Source organism: Agromyces sp. PvR057 (assembly GCF_040547485.1).
Lineage (GTDB): Bacteria > Actinomycetota > Actinomycetes > Actinomycetales > Microbacteriaceae > Agromyces.
This window is the reverse complement of record NZ_JBEPPT010000005.1, coordinates 211991-225360: the sequence shown is the minus strand read 5'-3', so window position 1 is coordinate 225360 and position 13370 is coordinate 211991. Positions and strand designations below refer to the sequence as shown.

General features: G+C 71.6%; 15 protein-coding genes. 7 read left to right on the top strand and 8 right to left on the bottom strand.

All coding sequences use genetic code 11. The features are described from left to right. Positions 1–92 precede the first annotated feature (92 nt). Positions 93–674 carry a TetR/AcrR family transcriptional regulator gene (locus ABIC29_RS17125; protein WP_116082775.1) on the bottom strand — a complete coding sequence of 194 codons (582 nt, stop codon included), beginning with the start codon at positions 672–674 and terminating at the stop codon, positions 93–95. Between the two features lie 123 nt (positions 675–797). On the opposite strand from ABIC29_RS17125, the gene ABIC29_RS17120 reads away from it, so the two are divergent. Continuing rightward, a complete protein-coding gene (locus tag ABIC29_RS17120) occupies positions 798–1523 on the top strand; it encodes an MBL fold metallo-hydrolase (protein ID WP_116082777.1) in 726 nt (241 codons plus the stop codon). A 50-nt stretch (positions 1524–1573) separates the two neighbouring features. Here ABIC29_RS17120 and ABIC29_RS17115 read toward each other — a convergent pair whose 3' ends face one another. From ABIC29_RS17115 to ABIC29_RS17105, 3 genes are all read right to left on the bottom strand, one after another. Then, the gene (locus tag ABIC29_RS17115) at positions 1574–2245 is read right to left on the bottom strand and encodes a GAP family protein (RefSeq protein ID WP_116082779.1); all 672 of its coding nucleotides are present in this window, start codon (positions 2243–2245) and stop codon (positions 1574–1576) included. After that, entirely contained in the window at positions 2242–3927 is a 1686-nt protein-coding gene (locus ABIC29_RS17110; RefSeq protein ID WP_354247374.1) for a SulP family inorganic anion transporter, read from the bottom strand. Before ABIC29_RS17110 ends, ABIC29_RS17115 begins: the two co-directional genes overlap by 4 nt. Before the next feature lie 100 nt (positions 3928–4027). After that, on the bottom strand, positions 4028–5635 hold the full coding sequence (locus tag ABIC29_RS17105) for a carboxyl transferase domain-containing protein (RefSeq protein WP_354247371.1): 1608 nt from the start codon (positions 5633–5635) through the stop codon (positions 4028–4030). A 98-nt stretch (positions 5636–5733) separates the two neighbouring features. On the opposite strand from ABIC29_RS17105, the gene ABIC29_RS17100 reads away from it, so the two are divergent. Together ABIC29_RS17100 and ABIC29_RS17095 are read left to right on the top strand one after the other, a co-directional pair. Then, positions 5734–6363, top strand: a complete 630-nt coding sequence (locus ABIC29_RS17100) for a TetR/AcrR family transcriptional regulator (protein WP_116082784.1) — start codon at positions 5734–5736, stop codon at positions 6361–6363. After that, entirely contained in the window at positions 6342–6752 is a 411-nt protein-coding gene (locus ABIC29_RS17095; RefSeq protein WP_354247368.1) for a GNAT family N-acetyltransferase, read from the top strand. The genes ABIC29_RS17100 and ABIC29_RS17095 overlap by 22 nt, the downstream gene beginning before the upstream one ends. A gap of 15 nt (positions 6753–6767) precedes the next feature. Here the strand turns inward: ABIC29_RS17095 and ABIC29_RS17090 are convergent, their stop codons facing one another. From ABIC29_RS17090 to pdhA, 4 genes are read right to left on the bottom strand one after another with little or no spacing between them, the layout of a single operon-like run. Then, on the bottom strand, positions 6768–7079 hold the full coding sequence (locus tag ABIC29_RS17090) for a 4a-hydroxytetrahydrobiopterin dehydratase (protein WP_116082790.1): 312 nt from the start codon (positions 7077–7079) through the stop codon (positions 6768–6770). A 59-nt stretch (positions 7080–7138) separates the two neighbouring features. Continuing rightward, positions 7139–8548, bottom strand: a complete 1410-nt coding sequence (locus ABIC29_RS17085) for a dihydrolipoamide acetyltransferase family protein (RefSeq protein WP_354247365.1) — start codon at positions 8546–8548, stop codon at positions 7139–7141. A 2-nt stretch (positions 8549–8550) separates the two neighbouring features. After that, the gene (locus ABIC29_RS17080; protein WP_116082795.1) at positions 8551–9561 is read right to left on the bottom strand and encodes an alpha-ketoacid dehydrogenase subunit beta; all 1011 of its coding nucleotides are present in this window, start codon (positions 9559–9561) and stop codon (positions 8551–8553) included. After that, the gene (pdhA, locus tag ABIC29_RS17075; RefSeq protein ID WP_354247362.1) at positions 9558–10700 is read right to left on the bottom strand and encodes a pyruvate dehydrogenase (acetyl-transferring) E1 component subunit alpha; all 1143 of its coding nucleotides are present in this window, start codon (positions 10698–10700) and stop codon (positions 9558–9560) included. The genes ABIC29_RS17080 and pdhA overlap by 4 nt, the downstream gene beginning before the upstream one ends. Before the next feature lie 164 nt (positions 10701–10864). Here pdhA and ABIC29_RS17070 point away from each other — a divergent pair, with 164 nt between their 5' ends. The 4 genes from ABIC29_RS17070 to ABIC29_RS17055 all read left to right on the top strand — a co-directional run bounded on the left by ABIC29_RS17070 (position 10865) and on the right by ABIC29_RS17055 (position 13253). Next, the gene (locus tag ABIC29_RS17070; RefSeq protein ID WP_116082799.1) at positions 10865–11329 is read left to right on the top strand and encodes an Lrp/AsnC family transcriptional regulator; all 465 of its coding nucleotides are present in this window, start codon (positions 10865–10867) and stop codon (positions 11327–11329) included. 8 nt (positions 11330–11337) lie between these two features. Then, positions 11338–12228: a DcsG N-terminal domain-containing protein gene (locus ABIC29_RS17065; RefSeq protein ID WP_116082802.1), complete on the top strand. Its 891-nt coding sequence runs from the start codon at positions 11338–11340 to the stop codon at positions 12226–12228. A gap of 112 nt (positions 12229–12340) precedes the next feature. Beyond that, positions 12341–13039, top strand: coding sequence for an ArsR/SmtB family transcription factor (locus tag ABIC29_RS17060; RefSeq protein WP_354247358.1), 699 nt, complete (start codon positions 12341–12343; stop codon positions 13037–13039). Position 13040: 1 nt separating this feature from the next. Beyond that, on the top strand, positions 13041–13253 hold the full coding sequence (locus ABIC29_RS17055) for a hypothetical protein (protein WP_116082807.1): 213 nt from the start codon (positions 13041–13043) through the stop codon (positions 13251–13253). Positions 13254–13370 lie beyond the last annotated feature (117 nt).

Genomic DNA, 13370 nt, shown 5'->3' with positions numbered 1-13370 from the left:
AGGGCGCACGCCGCTCGAATCCGGTTAGCGTGCACTAACTGGAATCATGTTAGTGACCACTAACTGAAATCGCAAGGACGCCATGCCGACGCTCAGGTGCGCGGCGCCGGAGCCACCCCCGCGACCGCCGCGACGAGGGCCTCGACGCCGAAGTCGAACGCGCGGTCGACGTCGCCGCCGAGGCGGAACGCGCCGGAGAGCTCCATGCTCACGAACCCGTTGGCCCAGGCGGTGAAGGTTCGCGCGGCATCGAGGCCGTGCTCCTCGCCTGCGAGATCGGTCGCGGCGCTCACGACGGCGACGCTCGACGCGCGCAACGCGTCTGGGTCGAGGTGCAGGTCGGAGGTCGGCGCGAAGACGAGGCGGAACCCGACGGGACGATGGTGCGCGAAGGCCCGAAGCGCGTGGGCGAGCGCCCGCAGCCGGTCTCGAGGGTCGCCGCCCGCGTCGGCGACGGCGACGTCGGCGGCACCCCCGAGGTCGCGCAACGTCGCGTCGACCACGAGGGCGACGAGCGCATCGCGATTGCTCACGCGCTTGTAGAGCGACGGCGCGCGCACGCCGACCCTCGTGGCCACCGCCTGCATGGTCAGGCCGTCGAGCCCCGCGAGTTCGAGCAGGTCGCGGCCGGCGTCGACGATCTCGGCGAGCGACGTGCGGTCTGGGGTCGGCATTTTGGCTCCTCCGGGTGCGACGCGACCGGTATCCGATCGCAATGGCTATTGACGTTAGCCATCATAGCTATGTATCGTAGCCATCGCCAGCCCGAACCACGAACACGAACATCGGAGCATCCCATGCGACTCGCGTCCTCGCTGCACCGCATCGGCAACGACATCGTCGCCGTCTACCTGGTCGACGCACCTGATGGCGTCACGATCATCGACGCCGGGCTCGCCGGGCAGTACACCGAACTGCTCGCCGAGCTCGACGCCATGGGTCGAACGATCGACGACGTGCGCGGCGTCGTGCTCACCCACGGCGACAGCGACCACATCGGGTTCGCCGAACGCCTGCGCCGCGACCACGGCGTACCCGTCTTCGTGCACGAGGCGGATGCCGCGCGGGCTCGTGGCGAGGTATCCACCAAGCCCGAGTGGGGGCACATGAAGCTCGGCGCGACCGCGAGGTTCCTCTGGTACGCGCTGCGCAAGAACGGGCTGCGCACCACCCCGCTCACCGAGGTCGTCGCCGTTCACGACGGCGACGTGCTCGACCTGCCGGGCGCGCCGGTCATCATCGGCCTGCCGGGTCACTCCCCCGGCAGCGTCGCGATCCACGTGCCGTCGGTCGACGCCGTGTTCGTCGGCGACGGGCTCACCACCCGCCATGTGCTCACCGGCACGACGGGTCCGCAGCCCGCACCGTTCACCGACGACCCGGCCGAGGCGCTCGCGTCGCTGCACCGCATCGCCGGTCTCGGCGCGACCTGGGTGCTGCCCGGGCACGGTTCGCCCTGGCGGGGCGGCGTGGAGCAGGCGGTCGGCGAGGTCGAGCGCGCGGCCGCGGCATCCGGAGCCTGAATCGCCCCGAGGGTGACGCGACCGCGATGGCGATCGCCCGGTCGCCCGACTCAGAAGCTGGCGATGCCCTTTCCGAGCATCGAGACGCCGATCACGAGCAGCAGCACGGCCATGATGATCGCGTTCTCGTGGGCGAGCCACACGCGCAGCGCATCGAGCGGGCCGCGCAGCTTCGCCGACGCGATGAGGTAGGCGATCACCGGGATCGCCACGGTCGACGCGGCGATCAGCACGTAGATCGCGATGACGAGCACGATCTCGCCGGTCGCGAGCCCGGCGGAGCCGATCTCGGTGCCGGCGCCCGCCGCCATGATGAGGTTCTTCGGGTTCAGCGCCGAGAGCAGGAACCCCAGCCCGAGGGCGCCGGAGAATGTGATCTTGTCGATCGCCTGCATCCACTTGGGCAGCACCGGCTCCTCGCCCGCCTTCGGGCGCTTGCGCCACTGCCCGAGCGCGAGCAGGAGCAGGCCCGCGCCGAGCAACAGCTGGATCACGCCCTGGATGGGCTTCGACGCATCGGGATCGTTCTCGGGGAGGACCGTCGCGAGCAGCGTGAACACGGTGATCGCCACGATGATGCCGACCAGCCATCCCAGCAGGAACCCGACGCTCGTGACGCGTGCCTTCGGCGAGAGCAGCATGAGGATCGCCGCGATGATGGGGATCGGGCTGATGGCCACGCCGAGTGCGAGTGGGAGGATGCCGCCGATGGCGCCGTTCATGAGCTGCTCTTCTCTGTCGGGGTGCCTGGGTCCATGGTGTTCGCGGCGACGGGCCCGGCGGAGAGCGCCGTGATCGCGGCCCGGTTGGTGTCGAAGATGCGCTCGTCGCCGAGCAGTCCGAGCTGCACGAGTCGCCGGCGTGCGGGATTCCGCATGCGGCTGAACGACAGCGTCACGTGGTTGTCGGCGAGCCAGACCTTGAGCGCCTCGAACTCCTCGCCGCCGGTCACGTCGATGTCGGTGACGGCCTCCATGTCGATGACGACGTCGTGCACCGGCTCGCCCTCGACGGAGGTCACCGCCCGCTTGACCGCGGCGGTGAAGACGCTGCCGTTCGCGAAGAACAACGGGGCTGCGAGCCGGATGACGACGACGCCAGGCACCGTGGTCGTGCCGACGGGGGTGTCCTCGAGCAGCGACTCGCTCGGATCGCCCGACGTGCCGAGCACGTCGATCGCCGGGTTCGAGGCCCGCCTGGCGAGGTTGATGAGGGCGAGCGTGAACGCGACGACGATGCCCGCGATCGCGCCGACGAACAGCGTCACCACGAAGCAGACCGCGCCGATGACGAACTCGAAGCGGTCCTTGCGCCAGAGGTCCGCGAACTCGCGGATGCCGAGGAGCGGGATGATCGCCACGCCGACCACCGCACCGATGGCCGGCGAGGGGATGTCGGCGAGCAGCGCGGTGCCGAACAGCAGGAGCAGCAACGTGCCGAGCGCGAGCACGAGCGACGGCAGCTGCGTGCGCGAGCGCGCCTGGTCCATCGCCGCCGTGCGCGAGGTCGAGGAGCCCATCGAGAAGCTGCCCTGCGCTCCGGCCGCGATGTTCGAGAGGCCGAACGCCATCAGGTCGCGGTTGGCGTGGAACGGATACCGGTGCTTCTCGGAGTACGACCGCGAGACGAGCAGGCCCTCGGCGGTCGTCACGAGCGTGAGGGCGATGGCCGACGGGATGAGCGCGAGCCAGGTGGTCCAGTCGAGCACGGGCCAGGTGAGGGTCGGCGGCCCGGCCGGCACGGCGCCGAGCACATCGACGCCCGCGTCGTCGAGGCCCGCGAGCACCACGAGCACCGTCGAGAGCACGAGCACCACGAGCGCCCACGGCACGGCACCCAGGAACCGCTTGCCGAGCAGGAGCACGGCGACCGACACGACCGAGATGGCCAGCGACCAGGGGTTCGTCGTGCCGAGCCCGCCCAGCAGTCCGGCGACCTTGTCGACGAACTCGCCGCCGGAGTCGATCTTCACGCCGAGCATCTTCGCGATCTGGCTGACCATGATGTCGAGCGCCAGGCCGCCGACGAATCCGATGAGGATCGGCTTCGAGAGGAAGTTCGCGAGGAACCCGAGCTTGAACACCGAGAGCAGCACGAACATGACGCCGCAGATGATCGCCTGCGCGAGCGCCATGGTGGCGTAGTCATCGCTGCCCGCCGCCGCCAATCCGCCGATCGACGAGGCCACGAGCGCCGCGGCCGCGGCATCCGGCGACGCGATCAGCTGGCGCGACGACACGACGAGGGCGTACACGATCGTCGGCACGATGAGTGCGTAGAGACCGGCGGTGGCCGGCAGCCCGGCGATCTGCGCGTAGCCGATGTTCAGCGGGATCGCGATCGCGATCAGGGTCACCCCGGCCGTCAACTCGGTCGCGAGGTTCTTCCCCGTCAGCCCGGCCAATGGTCGCTGCATACCGCCCCCGATTTCCCCGTGCGCGCGCACATGCACGCACGGGATCACTCTGTCATGGCGGCGTCGCCCGATGGCGGATGCGCACCCGTCACATGCGGAAGAGCCCGAACGCGGGCTCGGGCAGCGGCGTGCGGCTCGCGAGCTCGAGCGCCATGGCGAGCACCGTTCGCGTGTCGGCCGGGTCGATGATGCCGTCGTCCCAGAGCCGCGCGGTCGAGTGGTACGGGCTGCCCTGCTGCTCGTACTGCTCGCGGATCGGGGCCTTGAACGCCTCGGCCGCGGCATCCGACCACTCCTCGCCCCGCACGGCGAGCTGGTCGCCCTTGACCGTCGAGAGCACGGAGGCCGCCTGCTCGCCGCCCATGACCGAGATGCGCGCGTTCGGCCACATCCAGAGGAACCGCGGCGAGTACGCCCGGCCGCACATGGAGTAGTTGCCGGCGCCGAACGAGCCGCCGATGACGACCGTGAGCTTCGGCACGCGGGTCGTGGCGACCGCGGTGACCATCTTCGCGCCGTGCTTGGCGATGCCGCCGGCCTCCGCGTCGCGGCCCACCATGAAGCCCGAGATGTTCTGCAGGAAGACGAGCGGGATGCCGCGCTGGTCGCAGAGCTCGATGAAGTGCGCGCCCTTCATGGCCGACTCGCTGAAGAGCACGCCGTTGTTCGCGACGATGCCGACGGGGTGACCGTCGAGGTGCGCGAAGCCGGTGACGAGCGTGTCGCCGTACTCGGGCTTGAACTCGCTGAACTCGCTCGCGTCGACGAGCCTGGCGATGACCTCGCGCACGTCGTACGGCTGCTGGACGTCGACCGGGACGGCCGCGGTCAGGCCGGCGGGGTCGACGGCCGGCGGCCTCGGCTCGCGCACGGCCCAGGCCCTGGGCGCCTGCGCGGGCAGCGTCGCCACCATGTCGCGCACGAGCTCGAGCGCGTGCTCGTCGTCGTCGGCCAGGTGGTCGGTGACGCCGGAGACCCGTGAATGCAGGTCTCCGCCGCCGAGCTCCTCTGGCGTCACGACCTCGCCGATCGCGGCCTTCACGAGAGGGGGGCCGCCGAGGAAGATCGTGCCCTGGTCGCGCACGATGACCGATTCGTCGCTCATCGCCGGCACGTAGGCCCCGCCGGCCGTGCACGATCCGAGCACCGCCGCGAGCTGCGGGATGCGCATCGACGAGAGCTGCGCCTGGTTGAAGAAGATGCGTCCGAAGTGCTCGCGGTCGGGGAAGACGTCCTCCTGCATCGGCAGGAACGCCCCGCCGGAGTCGACGAGGTAGATGCACGGCAGCCGGTGCTCGCGCGCGACCTCCTGCGCCCTGAGGTGCTTCTTCACGGTCATCGGGTAGTACGTGCCGCCCTTGACCGTCGCGTCGTTGCAGACGACCACGACGGGCCGGCCGTGCACGAGCCCGACGCCCGTGATGATGCCGGCGCCGGGCGAATCGCCGCCGTAGAGGCCGTCGGCCGCGAGCGGCGAGAGCTCGAGGAACGGGCTGCCCTCGTCGAGCAGCCGATCGACGCGGTCGCGCGGCAGCAGCTTGCCTCGGGCGACATGGCGGTCGCGGGATGCCTCGGGGCCGCCGAGCGCGGCGACCGCGAGCCGTTCGCGCAGCTCGGCGACGAGCCCGGCGTGGGCGTCGGCGTTGCGCCGTGCGCCGCCGCCGCTCCGGTTGATCGCCGTGGTGAGTGTCGTCATCGGCCCCTCCGCGTCGTCGCGTCGCCACTTGTGCGACATCGCGATTTTCGGTTAGTGTTCACTAACTCGATTCCCGAGGTTAGCGAGCACCCATCGAAATGGCAAGCACACCCGCCCAGGCCCAGACCGCGCTGCAGCCGCCGCTCACCGAGCGCGGCCGGCAGAAGGCGGACCGGCGCGAGGCGATCCTCACGGCCGCCGCGCGTCTCTTCGCCGAGCGCGGCTACGCCGGAGTGACCATCGAGGACCTCGGCACCGCGGTCGGCGTCAGCGGCCCCGCCGTCTACCGCCACTTCACCGGCAAGTCCGCCGTGCTCGCCGCGATCCTCGAGGGCGCCAGCCGCTCGCTCCTCGACGGCGCCGAGCGCGTGCTCGCCGAGGCGCCCGACGCGGCAGCCGCCCTGCGCTCGCTCATCCGGTTCCACGTGGACTTCGCCCTCGGCGAGGCCGACGTCATCGCCGTGCAGGATCGCGAACTCGAACAACTCGACCCCGGCGTGCGCCACGAGGTGCGCTCGCTGCAACGACGGTACGTCGAACGCTGGGTCGACACCCTCGCAGAGCTCAGGCCCGACCGGGCCGAGGTGGAGCTGCGGTTCCGGGCACACGCCGCCTTCGGACTGCTCAACTCCACACCCCACAGCGCCCGCACCCCTGGGCGCAGACCCGCCGACGGCACCATCCGCGGCATCCTCGAGGAGATGGCATGGGCGAGCCTCATGTCGTGAGCCTGCGCGCGACCCGCGACACGGATCTCGACACCCTGAACCAGATCACCCGGGGCACCGACGCCCCGTTCGGCACCGACGCCGACCACCGCACGATCCGCGCCGACGGCGAGATCGTGGGCGACCTCGCGCGCTGGCTCGACCGCGGCGACGCGTTCGTCGCCTGCCGCATCGACGGCGCACGCCGTGACGACGGCATCGCCGGGCGAGCCCTGCGACTGTTCCTCGAGGTGCTCGACGAACGGCCCGTGCGGGCCCGCGTCGCGGTCGACGACGACCGCTGCATCCGCGTGCTCGAGCGCCTCGGCTTCGAGCCCGAAGCCGATCGACCGGGTGCCGCGACGGCGGCCGGCTCCTCGATCGGCGAGCAGGTCTACCTGCTCGCCTGACGCACCGACGACGCGTCAGTCGCGCGGCCTCGCGCCCTGCGCGTCGGCCAGCGCCTGGATGCGGCCGGCGAGCTCGAGGTCGCGCGCGGTCACGCCGCCGGCATCGTGCGAGCTCAGCTCGAACGCGATGGCGCCCCAGCCGACGCGCACGTCGGGGTGGTGGTCGAGTTCGTCGGCCACGGTCGCCACGGCGTCGAGCAGTCGCACGGCGCTCGCGAAGTCCGCGGTGCGGTAGGCGCCCTCCAGTCGATCGCCGGCGTGGGCGAACGCGGTGCCGGAGAGGGCGTCGGCGGCCTCGGCCGGGGTGAGGATGCGCTGCGGGTCCATGCCGCCATCATCCTCCCCGGCCGACGCCGCCGACAGGGGTTGCACCTAGCCGAGCTCGGTCACACCATCGTCAGCGCGCGGGCCGGGTCGCGCAGCAGCGCGCCGACATCCGTCAGGAACGAGGCGGCCTGCTGCCCGTCGACCAGGCGGTGGTCGAACGAGAGGCTGAGCGTCATGACCTCGCGGAGCGCGATCTCGCCGCGGTGCTCCCACGGCTGACGGCGCACGGCGCCCATCGCGAGGATGACCGCCTCGCCCGGGTTCAGGATCGGCGTGCCCGCGTCGACGCCGAACACGCCGACGTTCGTGATCGACAGGGTGCCGCCCGTGAGGTCCGCAGGCCGGGTGCGACCCTCGCGTGCCGTGACCGCGAGTTCGCCGATCGCGTCGGCCAGCTCGATGAGCGTCAGCCGCTCGGCCCCCTTCACGTTCGGCACGACGAGCCCGCGTTCGGTCGCCGCGGCGATGCCGAGGTTCACCGAGGCGAGCTGCACGATCTCCTGCGACGCCTCCTCCCAGCGCGCGTTCACGTCGGGGGTCCGCCGGGCGGCGAGGCACACGGCCTTCGCAACGACCGCGAGGGGGGTGACGCGGTGCCCGGCGAACGAGGGGTCTTCGCGAAGACTGCGGACGAGGTCCATGGCGGCGGTGACGTCGACCGTGAGGAACTCGGTCACGTGCGGCGCCGTGAAGGCACTCTGCACCATCGCGGCCGCCGTGTGCTTGCGCACGCCGCGGATCGGGATGCGCACGTCGGCGGCATCCTCCCGTCGGGGTGCCGACGTCCCAAGAGCGTCGACCGGATCCGGCTCCGGCTCCGGCTCCGGCTTCGAGCGAGCGGATGCCGCGGCCTCGACGTCGGCGCGCGTGATGAGTCCGCGCTCCCCCGTGCCGTGCAGGGCTGCGAGGTCGATGCCCAGGTCGTGCGCGAGCTTGCGCACGGGCGGCGTCGAACGCGGACGCTCGGACGGCGACGTCGCGAGCGTCGACCCTCTGCTCGTGGCCGGCCCGGTCGTGGCGGGTGCCTCCTCGACTCCCGCGCTCGGCTCGGCCCCGGCGGGCGGCGCGGGCACGAGGTCGGCCGCGAGCGCGTTGCGCCGGGCTCGGCGCTTCGGGCCCGACTCGGCACCGGCGCCGTAGCCGACGAGGTTCGGGCCCGGCGCGTCATCCGTCGCCTGTCCAGCGGGCGGCGCGGGCACGGCCGAAGCGGCGGATTCGGCCGCCACGCCCTCGCCCGTGTCGCACGAGAACAGCGGCGCACCGACGTTGACGGTCTCGCCCTCGCCCGCGTGCAGCGCGGTGACGACACCCGCGAACGGCGACGGGAGCTCGACGACCGCCTTGGCGGTCTCGACGTCGGCGATGATCTGGTTGAGCTCGACGCGATCGCCGACGGCGACGCGCCACGCGACGATCTCGGACTCGGTCAGGCCCTCGCCGAGGTCGGGCAGCGGGAAGTCGCGGATCATGCTCACGCCTCCACCCCGCTCATCGAGTTGGGCCGGCCGAGCGCCCGGTCGACGCCGTCGAGCATGCGGTCGAGGTCTGGCAGGTGGTACCGCTCGAGCTTCGCGGGCGGGTACGGGATGTCGTGCCCCGTCACGCGCACGGGTGCCGCCTCGAGGAACTCGAAGCACCGCTCGGTGATGCTCGCCGCGATCTCCGCGCCGAGCCCGAGCTGCTGGCCGGCTTCGTGGGCGATCACGAGGCGACCGGTGCGCCGCACCGAGGCCGCGATCGTGGAGAGGTCGAGCGGTGAGAGCGACCGCAGGTCGATGACCTCGATCGACACGCCCTCCTCCGCGGCGGCGATGGCCGCGTCGCGCGCGACCTGCACGAGCGCGCCGTACGTCACGAGCGTCACGTCGGTTCCGGAGGTCACGACCGACGCGACGCCCATCGGCTTGGCGTCGGCGAGGCTCGCCCGATCGTCGACCTCGCCCTTGACGTGGTAGCGGCGCTTGGGCTCGAAGAAGAGCACGGGGTCGTCGCTCGCGATGGCCTGCTGGATCATGACGTAGGCGTCGGCGGCATCCGAGCACGAGACGACCCGCAGCCCCGCCGTGTGCGCGAAGTACGCCTCGGGCGACTCGGAGTGGTGCTCGGCCGCCCCGATGCCGCCGCCGAAGGGCACCCGGATCGTGATCGGCATCTTCACGGTGCCGCGGGAGCGCCGGTGCAGCTTCGCGACCTGCGCGACGATCTGGTCGAACCCGGGGTAGATGAACCCGTCGAACTGGATCTCGACGACCGGACGGTAGCCGCGATAGGCCAGGCCGACCGCGGTGCCGATGATGCCGGCCTCGGAGAGCGGGGTGTCGACGACGCGGTGCGCGCCGAACTCGGCCTTGAGGCCGTCGGTGATGCGGAAGACACCGCCGAGCGTGCCGATGTCCTCGCCCATGAGCACGACTCGGTCGTCGCCGGCGAGGGCGCGGCGGAGGCCGGCGTTGATGGCGCCGCCGAGGGTGAGGGTGGTCATCGGACGCCTCCCTCGGTGCCGGCCGACTCGCCGTCGTCGAACTGGGCGAGGTATCTGGCGTACTGCTCGCGTTGGCGGTCGAGATGGGAGTGCGGTTCGGCGTAGACGTGGTCGAACACGCTCATCGGCTCGGGGTCCGTCATGGTCGCGATCGACGCGCGGAGTGCTCCTGCCGCGCGCGACGCCTCGACCTCGACCTCGCGCTCGAGGTCCTCGAGGTCGATGCCGGATGCCGCGAGCAGCGCCCCGACCCGGGAGATGGGGTCGCGGGCGCGCCAGTCGGCGAGCTCGTCGTCGGTGCGGTACCGCTTGGGGTCGTCGGCCGTGGTGTGCGGACCCATGCGGTACGTCACGGCCTCGATGAAGGTCGGGCCGCCACCGCGCCTGGCGCGGTCGAGGGCGACGCGGGTCGCGGCGAGCACGGCGAGCACGTCGTTGCCGTCGACGCGGATGCCCGGCACCCCGAAGCCGTCGGCGCGCTGCGCGAGGGGCTGCTTCGACTGCAGGCCGACCGGCTCGGAGATCGCCCAGCCGTTGTTCTGGCAGAAGAACACGACGGGGGCCTCGAAGCTCGCGGCGAAGACGAGGGCCTCGTTCACGTCGCCCTCGCTCGTGGCGCCATCGCCGAAGTACGCGACGGCCGCGGCATCCGATCCGTCCCATCGCGCACCCATGGCCCAGCCGGTCGCGTGCAGCGACTGCGCGCCGATGATGATCTGGGGCACGGCCATGCCGTAGTCGTACGGGTTCCACCCGGATGACGCGGCGCCGCGCCAGACGCGCAGCACGTCGGCCGGATCGATGCCGCGGACCCACGCCACGCCGTGCTCGCGGTAGCTCCCGAACACGAAGTCGTCGGAACGGAGGGCGCGCGCCGACCCGACCTGCGCGGCCTCCTGGCCGAGCAGCGGCGGCCAGAGGCCGACTTCGCCCTGGCGTTGCAGCGCGATGCCCTCGGAGTCGATGCGGCGCAGCACCGACATGTCGCGATACAGGCCGCCCAGCGCCTCGGTGTCGATGTCGGCGACCCAGCGATCGAGGTCGGGGTCTGCACGGCGTTCGCCCTCGGCAGTGATGAGCTGGGCGAACCCGTCGGCCCGGGTCAGCAGCCCGGTGGCGATGCGGTCGGATGGGGTCATGGGTGGATCCTCGCTCTCGACGGCCGCCTCGTGAGCAGCCGTACCCGGCGACACTGCCGGATACCGTGAGCGTACGTCGGGATGGCACAGCGCTCAAGCATTCGATAATCGGTTGAGCATGTTGCTCAACGAGAGACCCGAGAGGGGTGCTATCGTGTGGCACTATGACCGGCTACGACGATGTCGACCGCGCGCTGCTCGGAGCACTCGCCACCGACCCCAGGGCCACCGTGGTGGCCCTCGCCGACCGGCTCGGCCTCTCGCGCAACACCGTGCAGGCGCGCATGGCGCGACTCGAGACATCCGGCGCCTTCCTCTCGTTCGAACGCAGCATCGACCCCGTGCCGATCGGCTACCCGCTCGAGGCGTTCGTGTCGGTGCACCTGCTGCAGAAGCGGCTCGACGAGGTGGTCGCCGCCGTCTCGGAGATCCCCGAGGTGATCCAGGCGCACGGGCTCTCGGGCTCGGTCGACCTGCTCGTGCGCGTGGTGTGCCGCGACGCGCACGACCTGTTCCGCATCGACGGCGAGATCCTGTCGATCGACGGCGTCGTGCGAACCGAGACCTCCCTCGCCATGGGCGAGCTCATCCCCTACCGCCTGGCGCCGCTGCTGGCGAGATCGAATTGAGGCCCCGAATGCGTGTTGCGATCCTGCGTTGCGAACGACTCCCGAGCTTCGTGACCTGGGAGATCGGCGACATCGAGGCGCTCTTCGACGACGACGACCTGCTGATCGAGGCGTTGCGCGAACGGGGCGTCGAGGCCGAGGCCGTGGTCTGGTCTCGACCGGATGTCGAGTGGGGCGCGTTCGACGGCGCGGTGGTGCGCAGCACCTGGGACTACGTCGACCGGCCCGGCCGGTTCGTCGACGTCATGACGAGCATCGACCGCTCACCGTGCACGCTGCTCAACCCGCTCGATGCCGTGCGCTGGAACCTCGACAAGCGCTACCTCGGCGAGCTCGAGCGCCTCGGGGTGCCGATCGTCCCGGTCCTGCGCGGCACCCCTGCCGATGCGGACGCCCTCGTCGCCGCGGTCGCTGCCGCCGGCTGGACCGAGCTCGTCGTCAAGCCGTCCGTCGGCGTCGGCGGCTCCGGCGTCGAGCGCACGGATGCCGCGGGGCTCGCAGACGTCCTGCGTGCCCGACAGCCCGACGTCGAGCTCATGGTGCAGCCGTTCGCCGACGCGATCCTCGACGAGGGCGAGCTCTCGTTCGTCGTGCTCGGCGGGCGGCCGAGCCACGTGCTCCGCAAGCGGCCGGCCACGGGCGACTTCCGCGCCCATGGCATCTACGGCGGCTCGGTCGAGCGCATGGATGCCGCGGCCGACGACCTCGCGCAGATCGAGGCGATGCTCGCCCGCCTGCCGTTCGACCCGCTCTACGCCAGATTCGACGTCGTGCGCGTCGGCGGTCGCCTCGCCGTGCTGGAGCTCGAACTCGTCGAGCCGCTGCTCTACCTCGACCGCGTACCCGGCGCCGCCGGGCGCCTGGCCGACGCGACGATCGCGCGACTCGGCGGGGGCTGACCGGCGGCGGTCGGACACGGGTCCACGCACCCCGTCCGCCGGCGACCGCATGCAAAGACACTGTTGCAAAGAAATCATTGCAACAATGTCTTTGCAGAGGTATCTTTGCAACATGTCCACCGACCAGCCCCGCGACCTCTCGGCCGAACCGAGCAGTTCTCGCCACCCCGGCATCGACCACGTCCTGCCCTCGTCGAGCCTCAAATCACTCGCACACCCGCTGCGCGTGCGCATCTACGACGAGCTCTCGTCGTACGGACCGATGACCGCGAGCGGACTCGGCGAACGCCTCGACGAGTCGAGCGGCTCGACGAGCTACCACCTGCGCCAGCTCGAACGCGCCGGCCTGGTGCGCGAGGACACCACGCGCGGCAAGGGCCGCGAACGCTGGTGGGGGCGCACGCCCGGCTCGATCGCGATCCCCGACGCCCGCTCGCTGCCCGCCGGCAGCGCCGAGCGCCTCGCCGTCAAGCTCGTCGAAGACGAGTGGTTCCGCTCGCGCGAGACGAACTTCCGCGAGTTCGTCCTCGAGGGCGACCAGGTCTTCGGCGACGAGTGGCTCGACATCGCGACGAGCGACACCATCAACCTGCGGCTCACCCCCGAGCAGCTCGGCGCGCTCGTCGCCGACCTCGACGTCGTGCTGAAGCGGTACATCGACGCGCACAAGCGAACGCCGACCCCCGGATCGCGGCCGGTGCAGATCCACATCAACGCCTTCCCGCTGATGCGCGGCGAACCGACCGCCGGTGCCGAGACCACCACCGGTGCCGAGACCACGACCCGATCCGACACTACGAAGGAGCCCTGACATGACCACCGCACTCCTCTCCCCCGGTTCGGGAGCCGTCGCAAGGCTCGCCGTGCGCAGCGGACTCGGCATCGCCGAATGGGGCCTGCGCCGAGCGGCCCGCCGCAACGACCCCGACCGACTGCGGTCGATACTCGAGGCGCGCGCGGTCGCGGCCGCGGCGCTGGCCGAGCGCGACGCGCTGATCCGCCGGAGCGTGCACCGGCTCTCCTGACCGGCGCCGACGGATCCGCCCATCACCGCAACGGCCGCCCTCCTCGTCGGAGGGCGGCCGCTCCCGCGGCCGAGATCGCGGCCGAGATCGTGGCCGAGCCGCGACATCCGCTCGGCA

Coding starts and splice junctions, on each gene's coding strand:
- ABIC29_RS17125 (WP_116082775.1), bottom strand. CDS start 674: ATGCCGACCCCAGACCGCACGTCGCTCGCCGAGATCGTCGACGCCGGC.
- ABIC29_RS17120 (WP_116082777.1), top strand. CDS start 798: ATGCGACTCGCGTCCTCGCTGCACCGCATCGGCAACGACATCGTCGCC.
- ABIC29_RS17115 (WP_116082779.1), bottom strand. CDS start 2,245: ATGAACGGCGCCATCGGCGGCATCCTCCCACTCGCACTCGGCGTGGCC.
- ABIC29_RS17105 (WP_354247371.1), bottom strand. CDS start 5,635: ATGACGACACTCACCACGGCGATCAACCGGAGCGGCGGCGGCGCACGG.
- ABIC29_RS17100 (WP_116082784.1), top strand. CDS start 5,734: ATGGCAAGCACACCCGCCCAGGCCCAGACCGCGCTGCAGCCGCCGCTC.
- ABIC29_RS17095 (WP_354247368.1), top strand. CDS start 6,342: ATGGGCGAGCCTCATGTCGTGAGCCTGCGCGCGACCCGCGACACGGAT.
- ABIC29_RS17090 (WP_116082790.1), bottom strand. CDS start 7,079: ATGGACCCGCAGCGCATCCTCACCCCGGCCGAGGCCGCCGACGCCCTC.
- ABIC29_RS17085 (WP_354247365.1), bottom strand. CDS start 8,548: ATGATCCGCGACTTCCCGCTGCCCGACCTCGGCGAGGGCCTGACCGAG.
- ABIC29_RS17080 (WP_116082795.1), bottom strand. CDS start 9,561: ATGACCACCCTCACCCTCGGCGGCGCCATCAACGCCGGCCTCCGCCGC.
- pdhA (WP_354247362.1), bottom strand. CDS start 10,700: ATGACCCCATCCGACCGCATCGCCACCGGGCTGCTGACCCGGGCCGAC.
- ABIC29_RS17070 (WP_116082799.1), top strand. CDS start 10,865: ATGACCGGCTACGACGATGTCGACCGCGCGCTGCTCGGAGCACTCGCC.
- ABIC29_RS17065 (WP_116082802.1), top strand. CDS start 11,338: ATGCGTGTTGCGATCCTGCGTTGCGAACGACTCCCGAGCTTCGTGACC.
- ABIC29_RS17060 (WP_354247358.1), top strand. CDS start 12,341: ATGTCCACCGACCAGCCCCGCGACCTCTCGGCCGAACCGAGCAGTTCT.
- ABIC29_RS17055 (WP_116082807.1), top strand. CDS start 13,041: ATGACCACCGCACTCCTCTCCCCCGGTTCGGGAGCCGTCGCAAGGCTC.